The organism is Mycolicibacterium nivoides, assembly GCF_003855255.1.
GTDB classification, from domain to species: domain Bacteria; phylum Actinomycetota; class Actinomycetes; order Mycobacteriales; family Mycobacteriaceae; genus Mycobacterium; species Mycobacterium nivoides.
On record NZ_CP034072.1, the window covers coordinates 1,374,612 to 1,392,147 of the forward strand.

The following is a 17,536-nucleotide window of genomic DNA, read 5'->3' on the forward strand; positions in this document are numbered from 1 at the left end:
CCTTCTATCGGGTCCACTGGGTGCCGAGCTTCTGGGCGACGTCCTGATAACGCTTGGCCCAGTCGGGCAAGGGCTGCCCGGCGAGATGAGCCTCGAGCCGGTCCAGATACGCGTGGGTGCCGGGGTGAAATCCCTGACCGTCGGAGACCGTCAGGCCGCGGTGGCTGAATCGGAGCAGGGTGCCCTCGCCGTCCGGGATGAGTTCGTAACGCACCACGCCGGGTTCGGGAGCAGACAACACTGCCTGGTTCCATTCGTGCTCGAAAACCCTTGGCGGATCCCACACCCGGATCCGTCCTGTCATCTTCTTCTGCTGCGGCGGGATAGGAGGAGAGTGGGGAACCATCTCGATCGTGCCGCCTTCCCGGGCGTCGATCGTCGTCTCGCCCATCCATTGGTCGCGTTGTTCGGGGTCGGTGATGGCGGCCCACACTGCCTCGACCGGATAGGGCAGACGCCGCTCGAAGTTCAGGGCGGCCCGGTCACCCTCGACGGTGAGTTTGCCTTCGCGGCTGGTCATTTCGTCTCCTTGTGGGTCTTCTTGAGGTGGGCTTCCAGGGCGTCGAGGTGATCCGACCAGTAGCGGCGGTACCGCTCGATCCACTCATCGATCTGCACCAGGCCGTCGGCGCGCAGCGCGTAGATGCGACGCTGCGCGTCGGGCCGCACCTCGACCAGGCCGACTTCCCGCAACACCCGCAGATGCCGGGACACGGTGGGCTGGGTCAAGCCGGGCAGGGTGGCCACCAGCTCGCCCGCGGTGCGTTCACCGTCGACGAGGGCGTCGAGCAATGCGCGTCGACTGGGTTCGGCAACGGCCTCGAACACGTCCATGGTTCGAGTATTGCACTACGTCTATATAGATGCAAGAGAATATAGTTCGAGTGAAGTGCAAGCCCCCACCCAAGCGCCGGCGATAGGATCCCCAGCCGATCCGATCGGACGTGCAAGCGTTCGTCATCCTCGAGGCGGCCCGCCAAGACCTGCGCGCAACCCGCTACTGCAAGGTCGCGTAGATTCTCTGAGGATCAATCCGAGCGCCTAGCGCAGCATTCAACGAAGGCCATCATGTCCGAGGATCAGAACGCAGACGTTCCACCGAATCACCTCTCCATCGACCCGCGCAGCCCGTTCTATAGCGAAGAGGTGCTCCGCCGCGACGTGGGTATTCGCTTCAATGGCGTCGAGAAAACCAATGTCCACGAATACAACGTGGCCGAGGGTTGGGTGCGTGTTGAAGTCCCTACCGCGAAGGATCGCCGCGGAAATCCTATGGTCGTCAAGATCAATGGCACGGTTGAGCCTTACTTCCGCTGAGCAAAATAGCGGATGCCCTTGGAAGGCCCAGCGGCTCTTTGGCGCATCCGCGTGAGCCAGGCGAGAATTGAACCAGCTGACGGCCGTTGAGCGGCGAGTCAAGATCTGGACAACCGTGTGGTTCTAGGACCTGTCACCGAAAGCGCAATCTGGTGTCCGCCATCTGAATTGCCGAACACGCAGCACGCGGCGGACCCGGAGCGAGCCTTGCGGCCATGCCCGGTGGGACTACAGTGGGCGGGGGACGGGGTGCTCGCTTGAGGCTATGCCGGAGGTGAGATGTGAACCGTTTGAAAAATCTCGGAAGGTTGGCCGCCGGACTCGGCGTGGTCGCGGTGCCGATCGGCGTCGCGTTGGCCGGGGCGGGGTCGGCATCGGCCGATCCGGGCCTGTGCGTCAGTGGTCCCTATGGTTTCGCGCACGCCTGCGTGGACACCCCCGGTTGGTACAACGGCTGGTATGACGGTCCGCGGTGGCACGGTGGCTGGGACGACGACCAGGGCGAGGACGATTAGCCGCAGGAGCGGGTCGCGGCGCGCAGCATGCGCAGTTGACCGATCTCGGCGGCGTTCTTCGTCAGCTCGACGTTCAACCACAACACCATGTCGGCCAGCGACCGGCCGGAATCCGGGCCCCACGGAAACGTCGCGGGGCCAAGAAGATCGGTGTCGGTCAGTGAATCCAGCAGGCCACTCCAGCGTGCGCTGAGCACCCTGATCCGCTGCACCGCGGCCGCGGGGCCGGGCCAGTCGATCTCGGAGCGCGGTGGTGGCGGCCGGCCGTCGACGTGCGCCAGCGCGGTCGTCCACCAGAAGATCATGTGCCAGGTCAGCCAGCCGACGGTCGGAACGGGGATCGGATCGGGCTCGGTGTCCGCCCAATCCGGCCACCACCGGCCCGACGGATCCTCGTGCACGGTCCACACCAGCGAGCCCGGTTCCCACAGGTGATCCTCGTCGACCAGCGCCGACAAGTGCAGGTCGGTCAGCGCCCAGGCCAGGTCGAACTGGCCGCGCAGCTCGACGATCATGGCACCCGCATTACCAGCAGGGTCTGGGCCGAGGTCCCGATAAACCCTTGGCGGTCAAAGATTTCCGCCGTCGTCACGCCGATGCCGTCCGGTCCGATGGACCCACGGGCCCGAACCGCGAAGTCCGACCCTTCCGGAAGCCGGTGCAGATGCACCGCGGTATCGGTGTTCATGAACACGAACTTTTCCGGATCGAGCGCCGCGCCAATGCCGTTCGCCGAATCCACCACCAGCGCCAGGCGCTGCAGGGCCGTCGTCTCCTCGTCGTCGACCACGGGCGTCAACGGACTCATCCAGGCCACCGCCGACTCACCGTCGGTCGCGTTCTGCCGACGCCACGACACGCTTTCCAGATAGCCCGGCGCGCCTTCCCAGTTGTGCGCCACGCCTGCCGCCTCGCCCTCCACCAATGGCGGGAAGCGATCGGTGACCACGTCGCTGGTGTCGCTGGGAGCCAGCAGCCAGGCGGTGACCCGCGCCACCGCGCGCCAGGTGCCGTCGGGTCGGGCCGCCTCCATCTCGGAGACGACCATCGAGATCCGTGACCCCGGCCGGTCCACCCAGGCCCGAACCCGCACCGGCGCAACCGGAATCGCGCCCAGGATATCCAGCGTCAACCGTCCGATCCGCAGGCCCGTACCGGCGGCCAACTCTTCGATCGCCTTGGTCAACAGCGCCAGCGGCGGTGAGCCGTGCTGAATGGCCGGGTCCCAGTTGCTCCGGGTATCGGCGGTGGACTCGAACAGCTGGTACTCACCATCGGTACCGAGCCGATGGTAATGACACCCGATCATGCAGCTCCTGATTCTGGCCACCCGGGATACGGCGGCGGGGTGCCGCCGAACGCCGGACACAAACTCTGATGTGCACACCACGAGCACAACCGCGACGGATTGGGCCGGAAATCGCCGGTGGCGCCGGCCGCCTGGATGGCCTTCCAGATCGCCATCAGCGTGCGCTCGAACCGCAGCAGCTCGTCATGCTCGGGGGAGTAGTCGAGCACCTGACCATCGGCCAGATACAACAGCCGAAGCCGGGACGGCATCACCCCACGCGAGCGCAGCAACGCCACGGCATAGAACTTCATCTGGAACATCGCCTTGAACTCGGCCTGCGCCCGCGCCTCGGGCGGGGCCTTACCGGTCTTGTAGTCGACGACGCGCAACTCGCCCGACGGTGCGACATCGATCCGGTCGACGAATCCGCGCAACAGCGTGCCGTCGGTCAGCTCGACCTCGAGGCGGTGCTCGCAGCACTGGGGATCGAACCGGGTCGGATCCTCCAGGCGGTAGTACCCCGACAACAGCGCCCTGGCCTCGGCGAGCAACGTGGCCGGATATTCGGTATCGGCCAGCTCTGGCTCGGCGGCCACCACCTGCTCCCACGCCGGCTCGACCAGCGTCAGCGCCGTGTCATGCACCCGTTCGGCCGCAGGCAGGCCGTAGAGCTGCTCCAACGCGGCGTGCACCAGGGAACCGCGCAGTTGGGCGGTGGACCGGGGCTCGGGGAGCCGGTCGATGGCGCGGAACCGGTAGAGCAGGGGGCACTGCTTGAAATCGCCGGCCCGTGACGGCGACAGCGCCGGGCGGCGCGGCGTCGGAGCCGGTTCCTCATTCACACCTGTAAGCCTAGGACCGCGCCCCGACAAAGTTGCGGAACCCCGGGCACCAGGCCCGGTGCGGGTACTGGCAGGCTGGACGTCCGTGGCAGCGAAGAGACCGACCGGACCGTTCGCCGTTGGCGACCGGGTGCAACTCACCGACGCCAAGGGCCGGCGCTACACGATGGTGCTCAACCCGGGCGGCGAGTTCCACACCCATCGCGGCATCATCGCCTTCGACAATGTGATCGGGCTGCCGGAAGGCAGCGTGGTCAAATCCACCAACGGCGACCAGTTCCTCGTGCTGCGACCGCTCCTGGTCGACTACGTGATGTCGATGCCCCGCGGGGCGCAGGTGATCTACCCGAAAGACGCCGCGCAGATCGTGCACGAGGGCGACATCTTCCCGGGCGCGCGAGTGCTGGAGGCCGGCGCCGGCTCCGGCGCGCTGACCTGCTCGCTGCTGCGGGCGGTGGGCCCGGAGGGCCGGGTGACGTCCTATGAGATCCGTGACGATCACGCCCCGACCGCCGAGAAGAACGTGATCACGTTCTTCGGTGAGCGCCCGGAGAACTGGGACCTGGTGATCGCCGACCTCGCCGACTACGAAGGTCCGGAGATGGACCGCGTGGTCCTGGACATGCTGGCGCCCTGGGAGGTGCTGCCCGCCGTCTCCAAGGCGCTGGTGGCCGGTGGTGTGCTGATGGTCTACGTCGCCACCGTCACCCAGCTGTCGCGCGTCGTCGAGGCGCTTCGCGAGCAGCAGTGCTGGACCGAACCGCGGGCCTGGGAAAGCATGCAGCGGGGTTGGCATGTGGTGGGGCTGGCGGTACGGCCGGAACACAACATGCGCGGCCACACCGCCTTTCTGGTCAGCGCGCGCAAATTGGCGCCGGGCGCGGTGGCGCCGGTCCCGCTGCGCAAGAAACGTCAGCTCGCCGTCGAGTCCGCCGTCGAGTCCGAGTCGGGGGCCTGACGGCCTAGTCGTCGCTGTGGTGCAAGCCCCGCCGGGCGGAGAGCAGTTCGAGTTCGGGGCGGCCCGCGACCATCCGTTCGGCGGCGTCGAGGACCTCGACCACGTGCGCGCGGTCGGCGGCGACCAGAGCGATGCCGATGCCGGCGCGGCGATGTAGATCCTGTGTGCCTGATTCGGCCGCCGACACCGCGAGCTTGCGGTGCAGTTCGGCGATCACCGGCCGGATCACGGAGCGTTTCTGCTTGAGCGAGTGCACATCACCGAGCAGCAGGTCGAACTCCAACCAGCCGATCCACATGGCGTCTCAGCGGGGTGGAGTCGGGGCGGGCGGCGCAGACGCTTCGGCACCCGCGCCCATCACCAGCAGCAGATCGGCGGTGTGCCTGGTCAGCTGCCAGCCGTCGCCGTGCGGGGTGAATTCCATCGGGAAGCTGAAGTCGCGGGCCGATTTCTCGCCGCCCGCGGTGACCTTGACGGTCGCCACCACGTTGCCCGGCTCGGTTTGGGACCAGGTCAGATCGTTGGCCTCGAAGGTCAGCGGAGTGAATCCGTTGTCGGCCAGCGCACGGCCGAACTTGTCCAGCGCGGCGGCGTCATCGGCGGTGCCCTGTTCGACCAGGACGACCTTGTCGGCGCCGGGGACGCTGACGTCGGCCAGCCGGTCCAGCACACCGGTCAGCGCTTCGGGGGCCGGCAGCGGTGCGGTGGGCGGAGCGGCCGGTGCCGTCGTGGTGAGCACGCTGGTGGCCGGGTGCGAGGACTCAGCCCGATCACCGTTGCCACTACACCCACAGAGCCCAAGTGCCGCCACGATCGTGGCGGCACTCAGGACTGCGAAACGGGTGCGGTTCAACTACCTACTCAGCCGACAGAGGACAGCAGGGCCATGGCCGATCCCTTGGAGATCTGCCAGCCGGTCGGGCTCGGGCCCGCCACGAACTGGATGTTCTGGGTGGCGGTGCCGCCGGTGGCCGAGGTGGCGGTGACATCGGCATACGCCACGCCGCCCTGGTCATCGATGTTGGCGATGTTGAAGGTCAGCGGGAACTTGCCTTCAGCGGCCGCCTTGCTGTAGGCGCGGTCGGCGGCGATGCTCTCGATCCGACCGATGCCGCCCTGGATGTAGGGGGCCTTGCCGCTGAACGAGCCACCGTTGGCGAGTGCCTGCAGAGTCTGCACCAGCGGTGACGCCAGGTCCGGTGCCGGCGTGGCCGGCAGGGGCGCGCCGAAGACCACCGGCTGGATGGCCGGCGAGGTCGACATGCCGCTGGATGCAATAGAAGTCACACCCGCCGCTGCTCCGCCCACCACGGCGGCGGCTGCAGCTGCGGTGATAAAGCCGGTAACGAGGGTTTTCGGGGTCACGACTGTCCTTTCGATCGGACCAACTGAACTTAGAGGCTAACAGTGGTGCTGGTGTGTCTAGTTCCTAGAGCGCACACAATGGCTGAATCGCCGGTAGCGTTGAAGTTGTTACTGCACCAACTTGCGGTGCGGGAGGGAGCGCAATATGAGTGAGTCAGAGCGTTCGGAGGGTCACGCCGAGAGTTTCTCGGCGGGCTACTCGCAGCCCATGTCCAGCGATGATGCCGCCGAGCTGGAATCGCTGCGCCGTGAGGCCGCGGTTCTGCGTGAGCAGTTGGAGAATGCGGTAGGGCCACAGAGCGGACTGCGCAGTGCCCGCGACGTTCACCAGCTTGAGGCGCGGATCGACTCGCTCGCGTCGCGCAACGCCAAGCTCATGGACACCCTGAAGGAAGCCCGTCAGCAGCTGCTCGCCCTGCGCGAGGAGGTCGACCGGCTGGGTCAGCCGCCCAGCGGGTACGGCGTGCTGCTGGGTACCCACGAGGACGACACCGTCGACGTGTTCACCTCGGGCCGCAAGATGCGACTCACCTGCTCCCCGAACATCGAGACCGCGTCGCTCAAGCAGGGCCAGACGGTCCGGCTCAACGAGGCGCTCACCGTGGTCGAGGCCGGCCACTTCGAGGCGGTCGGCGAGATCAGCACGCTGCGCGAAATCCTGGCCGACGGCCACCGCGCACTGGTGGTCGGGCATGCCGACGAGGAGCGCATCGTCTGGCTGGCCGAGCCCCTGATCGCCGTCGAGGACCTGCCCGAGGACTCCGAGGCGGCGCTCGACGACGACCGGCCGCGCAAGCTGCGTCCCGGAGACTCACTGCTGGTCGACACCAAGGCCGGATACGCCTTCGAGCGCATCCCCAAGGCCGAGGTCGAGGATCTGGTGCTCGAAGAGGTGCCCGATGTCAGCTACAACGACATCGGTGGCCTGGGCCGCCAGATCGAGCAGATCCGCGACGCCGTCGAGCTGCCCTTCCTGCACAAGGAGCTCTACCGCGAGTACTCGCTGCGGCCGCCCAAGGGCGTGCTGCTCTACGGCCCGCCCGGTTGCGGTAAGACGCTGATCGCCAAGGCCGTGGCGAACTCGCTGGCCAAGAAGATGGCCGAGGTTCGTGGTGACGACGCCCGTGAGGCGAAGAGCTACTTCCTCAACATCAAGGGCCCCGAGCTGCTGAACAAGTTCGTCGGTGAGACCGAGCGTCACATCCGGCTGATCTTCCAGCGCGCCCGTGAGAAGGCGTCCGAGGGCACCCCGGTGATCGTGTTCTTCGACGAGATGGACTCGATCTTCCGTACCCGTGGCACCGGCGTCAGCTCCGACGTGGAGACAACTGTTGTGCCGCAGCTGCTTTCGGAGATCGACGGTGTCGAAGGCCTGGAGAACGTCATCGTCATCGGCGCCTCCAACCGCGAGGACATGATCGACCCGGCGATCCTGCGGCCCGGCCGCCTGGACGTCAAGATCAAGATCGAGCGGCCCGACGCCGAGTCGGCACAGGACATCTTCTCGAAGTACCTGACCGAGGCACTGCCGGTGCACGCCGACGATCTCGCCGAGTTCGGCGGCGACCGGACGCTGACGATCAAGACCATGATCGAGAAGGTCGTGGACCGGATGTACGCGGAGATCGACGACAACCGGTTCCTGGAGGTCACCTACGCCAACGGTGACAAGGAAGTCATGTACTTCAAGGACTTCAACTCCGGCGCCATGATCCAGAACGTCGTCGACCGGGCGAAGAAGAACGCGATCAAGAGCGTGCTGGAGACCGGTCAGCCCGGTCTGCGAATCCAGCACCTGCTGGATTCGATCGTCGATGAGTTCGCCGAGAACGAGGACCTGCCCAACACCACCAATCCCGATGACTGGGCGCGGATCTCGGGCAAGAAGGGCGAGCGGATCGTCTACATCCGTACGCTCGTCACCGGCAAGAGCTCGTCGGCCAGCAGGGCGATTGACACCGAGTCGAACCTCGGGCAGTACCTGTAGCAGGTTCTGCGCGAGCAGTCGTGAATGTCCCCGGAATCAACCGATTCCGGGGACATTTGCGTCTTCTCGTCCAATCTTTGCAGCGACGGTGGCAGCATTGAGGTGTGACCACACCGGCGCTGTCCTGGGACGTGGTGTCCGTCGACAAGCCCGACGACCTCAACGTCGTCATCGGGCAGGCGCACTTCATCAAGACGGTGGAGGACCTGCACGAGGCCATGGTGGGGGTCAGTCCGTCGTTGCGGTTCGGGTTGGCCTTCTGTGAGGCGTCCGGTCCGCGATTGGTGCGCCGCAGCGGGAATGATCCCGAGCTTGTCGAATTGGCGGTGCGCAATGCGCTCGCGATTGCCGCGGGGCACACCTTCGTGATCTTCGTGCGCGAGGGGTTCCCGGTGAACGTCCTCAACCCGATCAAAGGGGTTCCCGAGGTCTGCTCGATCTTCTGCGCCACCGCCAATCCGGTCGATATCGTCGTCGCCGTCACGCCGCTCGGCCGCGGCATCGCGGGCGTGATCGACGGAGAGCCACCGCTGGGCGTCGAATCCGACGATGACGTGGCAGCCCGGCGGGATCTGCTGCGCGCGATCGGTTACAAGCTCTGACGCGTCAGGATTCCGCCGTGTGGGTGCGGTAGCGGTCGCGCGCCACCAGCGTGAGTCGGAGGTCATCGAGCAGCGGGTCGAGGAAGCGGGTCCGCTGCTCGACGTCGGAGACCGCCCGGGCGCTGAGGTACATGAACGTCAACGCCGCCAGGAACATGGTGGTCTGGATCAGCGCCTGCGGCACCGGGAACGTCATTCCCAGCAGCTGGCCATCGGATGACCCGTTGCGGGTCCAGGCGGCCAGTAGCTCAGGACTGAGCACGATCAGTCCCAGTACGAAGAAGATCAGCGCGGTCACCACCGCGACGGTGAGCACTTGGACGATCTGGGAGAGCACGAGCGCAAACACCACGTTGAGCCGTTCCGGCTTCGACAGACGTACCCGCCGCGGCCGGTCGGGCATATCGGCGAACGGCGTGCCGGCCAGGCGCCCGTCGTCCTCGGGTTCCTTGGCGTCGGGCCGCAGAATCGGGCGCACCCGCTCCAGCGTGCTGGAGACCAGAAACACCGTGGCGACCGCGAAGAGGAAGAGCAAGGCCAGCCAGAGACGGCCCCGGCTCAGGGTGGATGCCATCACCCAGACGTAGGTGTTGAAGAACACCAGAACGGTCAGCAGGACCACGGGCAGCGCCCGGACGAACAGGCTGCCGACCGACGCCAGATTCGAGATCGTCACGTGGGCCGCGAAACCCAGGATCGATCCGATTCCTGTTGCGGTGCAAACTAATACAGCCGTAATGACCAGCAATTCGATGATCAGGTTCAGGCCGTCCCGCGCGGTCAGGCCGCCGTAGAGTCCGCTCACCACGATCACCAGGCAGGCCACCGCCGACGCCGCGTCGGCCGAGCGCTTGGTCGGGAGGAGGGAGACCGCCCACCCGACCAGGGCGGCAGTTGGCAGCACCAGCAGTAGCACCGCCAGCACGAACCACTCTGTGCGAGTCGGGGTGCCATCGATGGCGATGGTGTGCTTGCCGGTCAGGGCGACCACCAGCACCGAATTAAGCATCACCCACGCGTATGCCACCAGAGCCGGTGCCGACCGCGCCCACACCGACCGGACCAGTGCTCCCGGGCGCAGCACCGCGGGCAGCCCGCTGGCCAGGAACCAGCGTTCGGCCGCGACGCGGTCAGGGGATTGTGAGCTCGCCACGGTTACCTAACCGCCACACCGGTGCCGTCGATCGGCGTTGCGTTGCGCATCACGAGGTACGTCATCACGACTACTGCACCAAGCAATCACCGGTACGGCAAGCACCGGCGTGATTGCCGGCGCAGCGTGTCGTCGGGCAATGGCGAGCGGCCCTACGGTCTAGAGTCTTGGGCTGCCATGACAGGAGGGCGACGTGTCCGTGAGACAGCGGTATCTCGGACTGACGGTGCTGATACGAGAATCACGGATTCGTCGTCGCCGTCGGCAGCAAGCTCCGTAAGCCGATCGACCAGACATTGTTGAGCATGCGCGAAGACGGTTCCTACGACATGATCAAGGAGAAGTGGTTCGGCGACGATGTGGCTACCTCGGCGGGCAACCCGAACTGACGTCGACCGGTCGGGCGCGCCAGGGCACGGTAGCTGGTGTTCCACAGCCATTCCACCGGTCCCCGGTCGAACCGGCGTAGCCACAGATGAGCGAAGGCCATGACCACCGCAACCACCACCAGGTAGATCGCGACGGTCACTGGCACCCGGTGCTGCGGCGGAGTGCTCGCGGCCAGGCCCAGACCCCAGCCGTAGCAGATCGCCGAGGCCACCAGATTCTGTAACACATAGCTGGACAACGCCATCCGTCCCACCTCGGCCAACCGGCGCCCGGCCCATCGGTGGTGGGGACGGCGTACGTAGAACTCGGCGACGGCGGACAGGATCGCCAGTGACACAAACGGTGCGACACCGTAGCGGGCCACGAGCAGTCCGGGTCCGCCCGCTGTCACCTCCAATGCGATGTCGACCGGAGCTGCCACGGCGAAACCCAGCCACATCAGCCGCCGGCGCAGCGCGGTGCCACGCGGCTCGAGCACTCCGGCCTGGAACAGCCTCGCGCCCAGCAGGAACAGGGCGATCGACATCGGGAAGATGAACACCGTCTCCAACCGGAACAACACCACGTGGTCGAGGCGGAATGTCACCAGATCCCAGAACGAACCGTGCGCGTAGGGATTCGGCTCCAGTGGTGCACGCGGGCCGGTCTCGGACGGGCCGGCGAGCAGTACAACGGTAATCGCTGCCAGCAGCGTGAGGTGTACTGCGGCGGCCGTCGCGATGATGCGGCGCTGCGTGCGCGGTGAAGTCAACAGCAGGTAAGACACTATCCAGCCGGTGATGGCGTAGCCCATCAGCACATCGAACTCGGTGAGCAGGACAAAGTGCACCACTCCGTCGAGCAGTAGCAGCACGGCCCGCCATGGGTAGCTCCCCGGCCAGTGCTGCCCGGCGCGCAATGCCGAACGTTGTTGTAGGGCAAGGCCGATACCGAACATCACGGTCAGCAAGCCTAGGAACTTGCCCTGGGCCAGGAATTGCAGCATGACCTCGACAGGCCGCCAGTCCGAGTCCGGGGTGCCGTTGAGGTAACCGACCAACCCCTCGGGATGGGTGAAGATCCAAATGTTGGTGCCCAAGGTGCCGAGGATGGCGATTCCGCGCAGGACGTCCAGGGACTGCAGACGTGTCGAGGACATGTGCGCGAACGCTACCATACGAACGTATTGGTGACTTAGGCTGGGGCTGTGAGCGCCCCCTATGAGCGAATGGCCGATGCGGTGTTACGCGTCCTGGTGGCCGAGGGATTCGAAGGCGTGTCGGTGCGCAAAGTCGCTGCCCTGGCCGAGCTTTCGATCGGTGCAGTGCAACACCATTTTCCGACCAAGGACGCGATGCTGGCTGCCGCGATGGATCGCGCCAGCGGCCGGTTCCTGGCTCGGCTCTCGGAGCGGCTTGCGGCAGAAATGTCTGCGGCGGCCCGATTGGAGGCATTGGCCGTGGCCCTGGTGTGCCCCGAACCAGGCGACCGGGACATCAGCGTGGCCTGGCTGTTGCGGCTGGCGCGAGCGGCTGTCGACGAGCGGACCGCGCTCGCGCACCGGCAGGATTGGATTCGGATGTCACGGTGGCTGGCCGATCTGATCGCGGAGGCGGCTCCCGGTGTGGAGGCCGAGTCGGCCGCCGTCGAGTTGCTGGCCCTGTTGGATGGGCTGGCCTGCGCAGTGGCCGTCGAGCCGGACCGGGTCAGTCCTGAGCTTGCCGAGCGGATCGCCCGCGGCCATGTGCAGCGCCTGCTGAACTGATGCCCGACGCAATCGCGGACAGTTCATCGAGCACGACCGCCACCGCGGGCCGTGCCGTGGCACCCGCGCGGGTGACCGCCTCGACCCGCCGGGCCACCGAGATGTCGGTGATCGGCAGCCGCACCAGCTCACGTGCGAGCCTCACGTAGCGCGGCATCAGGGCGATACCGGTGCCTGCGTGGACCAGCTCCTCGACCACGCGGAAGTCGTTGATCCGCTGGGTGATTCGCGGCTGTATGCCGGACAGGATCGTGATCGAGTTGAGCACGTCGTCGACCATCAATCCGCCTTCGACGCCGATCCAGCGTTCGTCGGCCAGATCGGTCAGCCGAACCTGACCGCGACTCGCGAGATGATGCCCCGGCGGCAGGACGACATCCAGCGGCTCCCGCAACAGCTCGGTGGCTTCGAAGCGCGGGCCCCAGGGTGATGCGTCGCGTTCGTCGCGGTGGACAACCACGACGTCGAAGTCGGCGAGTTGGGCCGGTGCCCGGGATGCCGGCACGTCGATGTCGCGCCCGAGAACCTGGACCTCGTGTTCGGCTGCCCGGACGATCAACGGGGCCAACAACATCGCTGCCCCGGAAGGAAAGAACGAGACACTCACGGTGCCGCGGGGGGTGCTGCGGTAGACGTCCATCTCGGCCCGGGCGCGGTCCAATGCCGCCAGTACGGCATCGGCGTGCCCGACAAGCACCTGCCCGGCATCGGTCAGGCGCACCCGCCTGCCGTCGGGTTCGATCAACGTCACGCCGGCCTCGCGTTGCAGGATCTTCAACTGCTGAGAGACGGCCGAGGGCGTCATGGACAGCACCTGAGCCACTGCGGCGACCGTGCCGTGGTCGGCGAGCTCACGCAGCATTCGCAGGCGTCCGGCATCCATGAAGTAATGCTACATATAATATGAAAAAAGATTAGCTTGACTGAACTATTGGATGGATAACACGCTGGTCCATATGGCCCAGCGCTCCACCGACCTCTGTCTGCTCGCCGTCGCTGTGGTGTGGGGATCGAGCTATCTGGCCACCAAGGAGATCGCCGCGCCCGACGCGGTCTTCGCGCTTCTGGTGGTGCGGTTCGCCCTCGCGGCAGCGGTGCTGGCTGCCGTCCTGTGCCGGCGGCTGGCGGGATTGACCCGCGCCGAGGGGGCCTCGGGTGTGGTCGGCGGGATCCTCCTGGCCGCGGTCTGTGTTGCGGAAACCTACGGCGTGACCATGACATCGGCGTCCAACGCGGGCCTGATCATGGCGCTGACCATCGTGGCCACGCCCATGATGCAGCGCAATCGGGTGGCGCACCGCTTCTATCTCGCGGCGGCACTCGCGGTCGTCGGTTGCGCGTTGCTGACCCAGACCGGGGGCCTGACAGCCCCGCGGGCGGGGGACGTCGTGATCGTGATCGCCGCTTTGCTGCGTGCCGTGCACGTCACGGTCATGGCGCGGATGTCGGAGAAGCATGAGATCGACTCAGCCCGAACCACTCTGGTTCAGTTGGCCACCGTTGCCGTGGTGGCGCTCGCCCTCTGCGGGCTGTCGGGCCAATCGGTGGTAGCCACGACGGCGGCCTACGGAGTGGCCGACTGGACCGTCATCGGATACCTGGTGTTGGCCTGCACGGTGTTTGCATTCCTGGTGCAGTTGCGGGCGTTGAGCACGACCAGTCCGGCCCGGGTCAGTCTGCTGGTGGGCACCGAACCGCTGTGGGCCGCCGTCATCGGTGTCACACTGGCCGGCGATCCCGTCACCGGAGCCGGAATCGCCGGAGCCGCGTTGGTGATCGCCGGAACCACCTGGGGGCGCGTGGTGCTGACGTCACAGGCCTCGGCCTCGCTCCAACTCCAGGTACGCGTCGCGCCCGGCCAGGCTGACCGCGACGTCGGCGATCAGCGGATCGAAGAACCGCTCGCGATACAGCGGATCGACACTCGTGCTCACGGTGAAGTACAGGCCGGAGAGCACGGCCACGAACAGCGACATGTGCACCACGGTCTGGGGAATCGGGATCGCGATGCCGAACCAGGTTCCGGCGCACGGCGGGGTACCGGTCTGGCAGGCCGTCTCTGCCGACCACAGCACGATGACGTCGTCGGGGATGGCGATGATGCCCAGCGCCAGGAAGAACGCGAACAGTCCGGTGGTGAACAGCACCACCTGGATCGCCTGGGACACCACCATCACCGCAACCACGTTGACCTGTTCGGCGCGTGACAGCGGGGTGCGACGCGGATGGTGGCCGTCCTGCACCGACAGCGGGGTGCCGGCGAGTAGCGCGGCAGGATCGCTGGGGCCGGTGCGATCCTCGCGCAGGGCGCGCACCTCGTCGCGAATCGTGGTGACCATGAAGGCGATTGCGATCAGAGCCAGGAATCCGATCGTCTGCCACAGTTGTTGCCGGGGCATCCGGGCCGAGAGCTGCCACAGCTCTCCGGTGAAATACACCACCACCGTGAGCATCAACAGGGGCAGGGCGCGACTCATCAGGGTGCCCAGCGCTCCCAGTTGCAGCCAGGCGAACCGGAACGCCCACAACGCGATCGAGCCGAAACCCAGGTAGGTCAGCCACACCACGAGCGATGCGACGAGCGCGAATCCGGCGGCCTCGGCGGCAGCGATACCGGAGAAGCCGCTGTCGGCGAACGGCAGTCCGAAGACGAACAGGGCCGTCACGAGCAGCGCCGCCGAACGGCGACCCGCCTCGCCTCGCGTCGTGTCTGCCTGGTGCAGCCGTTCCAGCACGAACGGTGCGGCGAACAACAGCAGGGCGAGTATGCCGAGTTTGACTGCGGTACCGATGTGTACGGCGGGTCCGGTGAGTTCGGCCAGCAGCATGATCAACGCGATGAGCCCGCCGGCTGCGGCGACCATCGGTGCCGAGCGTTCGAGAAGCGCGCGCGATCGCACTCTGCGCGTGAGTACCAGCGGAAGCCCGCGCTGGAGGAACCAGTCGTGCACACGCCGCATGTCGGCCACGGCGGTCATTGTGCTCGATCCCGGCTCAGCTGCGGCGATTTCAGAGTAGCCGACACGCCGCTGCGGATCCCGTGGCGTTGCCCGCGCGACACTGCGGCGGCCATCGTCTGGGTAGGCGATTCAGGGGAAAGCCTCCGAGCATATTCGATCGGTTATTGAAGTTGGACCGTACCGGTGATTATTAAATTTCAATTTGAGTTTTTCCGGCCCGGAATATCCGGGGAAATCCCGGAAATGTGTTGCGTTCGCCTGTTGCGGCGCGCGGGGCCATCGAGTAGGGCCGGGAGCGTCCGAGGTGGTACCGCTGCACCAATGTAACGATTCGATAACGACGCTAACGCTTTTCTGAGATCGACGATCTGTACGGTTATCCCAGTTCAATGCCGGTGACTGCGGACCCAATAGCGGTCCTGGCGCGGTCTGGGAGCTTGATCCCGGCAGGGTGGTGTGCTTACGTCGAGGGCACCGATGACTTGTAACTGACGATGATCGCTGACTGTTCGGTGGTGACTTTTAACTCGATATGCGTGTTTTAGAAAGCGTCCCGGGACGCCATTCCCGGGAAGAATTCCTGCGCCCTCCACGGGGTACCGATGCGATTGGCATCCGCGATCTTGCGGAAGCCACCGGGGTGCTCGATCTGAATTCCACCTATGCCTATCTGTTGCTGGCAACTGATTTTGCTGCCACGTCAATAGTGGCCGAGCGTGACGGCGACCTGCGCGGATTCATCACGGGTTACCACCCGCCGCCGCGGCCGGACGTCCTGTTCGTGTGGCAGGTCGCCGTGGCGCCGTCGGCGCAGGGCGGGGGACTGGCCAGCACCATGCTCGACGCACTCGTGCACCGGGTCCGTACGCAGCGCGATGGGCGCCCGGTCACCGTGGAAGCCACGGTCTCGCCGGGCAACGCCGCCTCACGCGCATTCTTCGGCGCCTTCGCGCGCCGTCACGGCGTGCCCCTGGTCGAGGACCCGCATTTCGGATGCGATCTCCTCGACGCCGGCGGGGCACACGAAGACGAGCCGATTCTGCGGATGGGGCCCATCGCCACACCGCTTTCTCGCTGAAATCAGTTGTCTGATAACCAGTTTGAATTGATTGGAAGGATTATCCCTTGCTGCTCGCTACGACAGCGCCGTTGTCCGAATCTGACCTTCCCGACGTGTTCAGTTCCGTCGAGTCCGAGGTCCGCAGCTATTGCCGCAGCTGGCCCACCGTCATGAACAGCGCCGCGGGTTCCTGGGTGACCGACACCGCCGGCCGCACCTACATCGACTTCTTCGCCGGTGCGGGCGCGCTGAACTACGGCCACAACAACGCCGCCCTCAAGGAGCCGTTGCTCGAATACCTTGTCTCCGATGGGATCGTGCACTCGCTCGACATGGCCACCGCGGCCAAGCAGCGGTTCCTGGAGAGCTTCGAGCGGCTCATCCTGCGTCCGCGCGGGCTGGACTACAAGGTGCAGTTCCCCGGGCCGACCGGGGCGAACTCCGTGGAGTCCGCACTCAAGTTGGCCAGGAAGGTGACCGGCCGCGAGTCGGTTATCAGCTTCACCAACGCATTTCACGGGATGACGCTCGGAGCGTTGTCGGTCACCGGCAACTCGATGAAGCGGGCGGGTGCCGGCATCCCGCTGGTCCACGCCACCCCGATGCCCTACGACAACTACTTCGGCGGGGTCACCGAGGACTTCCAGTGGTTCGAGCGCGTGCTCGACGATTCGGGCAGCGGGCTCAACCGCCCCGCCGCGGTGATCGTCGAAACCGTCCAGGGCGAAGGCGGTCTCAACGTGGCACGGATCGAATGGCTGCAGGCCCTGGCGGAGCTGTGCCGGAAGCGGGACATCCTGCTGATCGTCGATGACGTACAGATGGGTTGTGGCCGTACCGGGCCGTTCTTCAGCTTCGAGGCCGCCGGCATCGTGCCCGATATCGTCACGATATCGAAGTCGGTCAGCGGCTACGGCCTGCCGATGGCGCTCACGCTGTTCCGCCGTGATCTGGATGTGTGGGCGCCGGGGGAGCACAACGGCACCTTCCGCGGGCACAACCCGGCTTTCATCACCGCCACGGCGGCGATCGAGACGTATTGGGCGGACGATAGATTCAGCGCCGACACGACCGTCAAGGGTGAGCTGATCCGGGCGCGGCTGGAGGAGATCGCCGCTGCCCACGACGGCGTGACCGCCCGTGGTCGGGGAATGGCCCAGGGCCTCAAGTTCGACGAGGCGGACCTGGCCGGACAGGTCTGCCGGGCCGCCTTCGACCGCGGTGCGTTGATGGAGACCAGCGGTCCGTCCGACGAGGTGGTCAAACTGCTGCCGCCGCTGACCACTCTTCCGACCGAACTGTCCGAGGGACTCGACATTCTCGCCGAGTCCGTCGCCGTCGCGCTGGCCTGA

The 17,536-nt window shown here is 66.2% G+C and carries 20 protein-coding genes and 1 pseudogene; 9 read left to right on the forward strand and 12 right to left on the reverse strand.

All coding sequences use genetic code 11. The annotated features are described in order from the left end of the window. Positions 1-4: 4 nt before the first annotated feature. The gene (locus EH231_RS06520; protein ID WP_090431127.1) at positions 5-520 is read right to left on the reverse strand and encodes an SRPBCC family protein; all 516 of its coding nucleotides are present in this window, start codon (positions 518-520) and stop codon (positions 5-7) included. Next, positions 517-834 (reverse strand): ArsR/SmtB family transcription factor, encoded by a 318-nt coding sequence (locus EH231_RS06525; RefSeq protein ID WP_090431125.1) that lies wholly within the window; start codon positions 832-834, stop codon positions 517-519. Before EH231_RS06525 ends, EH231_RS06520 begins: the two co-directional genes overlap by 4 nt. A 234-nt stretch (positions 835-1,068) precedes the next feature. Here EH231_RS06525 and EH231_RS06530 point away from each other — a divergent pair, with 234 nt between their 5' ends. Beyond that, a complete protein-coding gene (locus tag EH231_RS06530; protein ID WP_090431123.1) occupies positions 1,069-1,317 on the forward strand; it encodes a DUF3297 family protein in 249 nt (82 codons plus the stop codon). 281 nt (positions 1,318-1,598) lie between these two features. Next, positions 1,599-1,832, forward strand: coding sequence for a hypothetical protein (locus EH231_RS06535; protein ID WP_090431121.1), 234 nt, complete (start codon positions 1,599-1,601; stop codon positions 1,830-1,832). Here the strand turns inward: EH231_RS06535 and EH231_RS06540 are convergent. Genes EH231_RS06540 through EH231_RS06550 form a run of 3 tightly spaced genes read right to left on the reverse strand, consistent with a single transcriptional unit; the run spans position 1,829 to position 3,965 of the window. Then, complete coding sequence (locus tag EH231_RS06540) at positions 1,829-2,347, reverse strand: DinB family protein (RefSeq protein WP_090431119.1); 519 nt, start codon at positions 2,345-2,347, stop codon at positions 1,829-1,831. The two genes, EH231_RS06535 and EH231_RS06540, sit on opposite strands and share 4 nt — an antisense overlap. Beyond that, positions 2,344-3,141, reverse strand: a complete 798-nt coding sequence (locus EH231_RS06545; RefSeq protein ID WP_090431117.1) for a thioesterase family protein — start codon at positions 3,139-3,141, stop codon at positions 2,344-2,346. The genes EH231_RS06540 and EH231_RS06545 overlap by 4 nt, the downstream gene beginning before the upstream one ends. Beyond that, on the reverse strand, positions 3,138-3,965 hold the full coding sequence (locus EH231_RS06550; RefSeq protein ID WP_044523851.1) for a RecB family exonuclease: 828 nt from the start codon (positions 3,963-3,965) through the stop codon (positions 3,138-3,140). The genes EH231_RS06545 and EH231_RS06550 overlap by 4 nt, the downstream gene beginning before the upstream one ends. An 85-nt stretch (positions 3,966-4,050) precedes the next feature. Between EH231_RS06550 and EH231_RS06555 the strand changes: the two genes are divergently transcribed. After that, on the forward strand, positions 4,051-4,923 hold the full coding sequence (locus EH231_RS06555; RefSeq protein WP_124712109.1) for a tRNA (adenine-N1)-methyltransferase: 873 nt from the start codon (positions 4,051-4,053) through the stop codon (positions 4,921-4,923). A 4-nt stretch (positions 4,924-4,927) separates the two neighbouring features. On the opposite strand, the gene EH231_RS06560 is transcribed toward EH231_RS06555, so the two are convergent. From EH231_RS06560 to EH231_RS06570, 3 genes are read right to left on the reverse strand one after another with little or no spacing between them, the layout of a single operon-like run. After that, positions 4,928-5,221, reverse strand: a complete 294-nt coding sequence (locus EH231_RS06560; protein ID WP_124712110.1) for a DUF503 domain-containing protein — start codon at positions 5,219-5,221, stop codon at positions 4,928-4,930. 6 nt (positions 5,222-5,227) lie between these two features. After that, entirely contained in the window at positions 5,228-5,776 is a 549-nt protein-coding gene (gene lppK, locus EH231_RS06565) for a lipoprotein LppK (protein ID WP_124712111.1), read from the reverse strand. An 8-nt stretch (positions 5,777-5,784) separates the two neighbouring features. Next, positions 5,785-6,288, reverse strand: a complete 504-nt coding sequence (locus EH231_RS06570) for an MTB12 family secreted protein (protein ID WP_090431109.1) — start codon at positions 6,286-6,288, stop codon at positions 5,785-5,787. A gap of 145 nt (positions 6,289-6,433) precedes the next feature. Between EH231_RS06570 and arc the strand changes: the two genes are divergently transcribed. Next, a complete protein-coding gene (gene arc / locus EH231_RS06575) occupies positions 6,434-8,275 on the forward strand; it encodes a proteasome ATPase (RefSeq protein ID WP_090431106.1) in 1,842 nt (613 codons plus the stop codon). 104 nt (positions 8,276-8,379) lie between these two features. Next, positions 8,380-8,877 (forward strand): adenosine-specific kinase, encoded by a 498-nt coding sequence (locus tag EH231_RS06580; RefSeq protein WP_124712112.1) that lies wholly within the window; start codon positions 8,380-8,382, stop codon positions 8,875-8,877. Positions 8,878-8,881: 4 nt separating this feature from the next. Here EH231_RS06580 and EH231_RS06585 read toward each other — a convergent pair whose 3' ends face one another. Continuing rightward, a complete protein-coding gene (locus tag EH231_RS06585; RefSeq protein WP_090431102.1) occupies positions 8,882-10,030 on the reverse strand; it encodes a hypothetical protein in 1,149 nt (382 codons plus the stop codon). A 322-nt stretch (positions 10,031-10,352) separates the two neighbouring features. Beyond that, entirely contained in the window at positions 10,353-11,558 is a 1,206-nt protein-coding gene (locus tag EH231_RS06595; RefSeq protein WP_124712113.1) for a DUF418 domain-containing protein, read from the reverse strand. Between the two features lie 48 nt (positions 11,559-11,606). On the opposite strand from EH231_RS06595, the gene EH231_RS06600 reads away from it, so the two are divergent. Beyond that, the gene (locus EH231_RS06600) at positions 11,607-12,164 is read left to right on the forward strand and encodes a TetR/AcrR family transcriptional regulator (protein ID WP_241177900.1); all 558 of its coding nucleotides are present in this window, start codon (positions 11,607-11,609) and stop codon (positions 12,162-12,164) included. Here EH231_RS06600 and EH231_RS06605 read toward each other — a convergent pair. Further along, positions 12,106-13,047, reverse strand: coding sequence for a LysR family transcriptional regulator (locus EH231_RS06605; RefSeq protein WP_090431100.1), 942 nt, complete (start codon positions 13,045-13,047; stop codon positions 12,106-12,108). The two genes, EH231_RS06600 and EH231_RS06605, sit on opposite strands and share 59 nt — an antisense overlap. 550 nt (positions 13,048-13,597) lie before the next feature. Between EH231_RS06605 and EH231_RS34900 the strand changes: the two are divergent. Next, positions 13,598-13,891 (forward strand): annotated as a pseudogene (locus EH231_RS34900) (EamA family transporter); the annotation flags it as partial. Between the two features lie 84 nt (positions 13,892-13,975). Here EH231_RS34900 and EH231_RS34225 read toward each other — a convergent pair. Next, complete coding sequence (locus EH231_RS34225) at positions 13,976-15,142, reverse strand: hypothetical protein (protein ID WP_234939949.1); 1,167 nt, start codon at positions 15,140-15,142, stop codon at positions 13,976-13,978. A gap of 514 nt (positions 15,143-15,656) precedes the next feature. On the opposite strand from EH231_RS34225, the gene ectA reads away from it, so the two are divergent. Together ectA and ectB are read left to right on the forward strand one after the other, a co-directional pair. Continuing rightward, positions 15,657-16,202 (forward strand): diaminobutyrate acetyltransferase, encoded by a 546-nt coding sequence (gene ectA / locus EH231_RS06615; protein WP_090431096.1) that lies wholly within the window; start codon positions 15,657-15,659, stop codon positions 16,200-16,202. Positions 16,203-16,249: 47 nt separating this feature from the next. Beyond that, positions 16,250-17,536: a diaminobutyrate--2-oxoglutarate transaminase gene (gene ectB / locus EH231_RS06620; protein ID WP_090431094.1), complete on the forward strand. Its 1,287-nt coding sequence runs from the start codon at positions 16,250-16,252 to the stop codon at positions 17,534-17,536.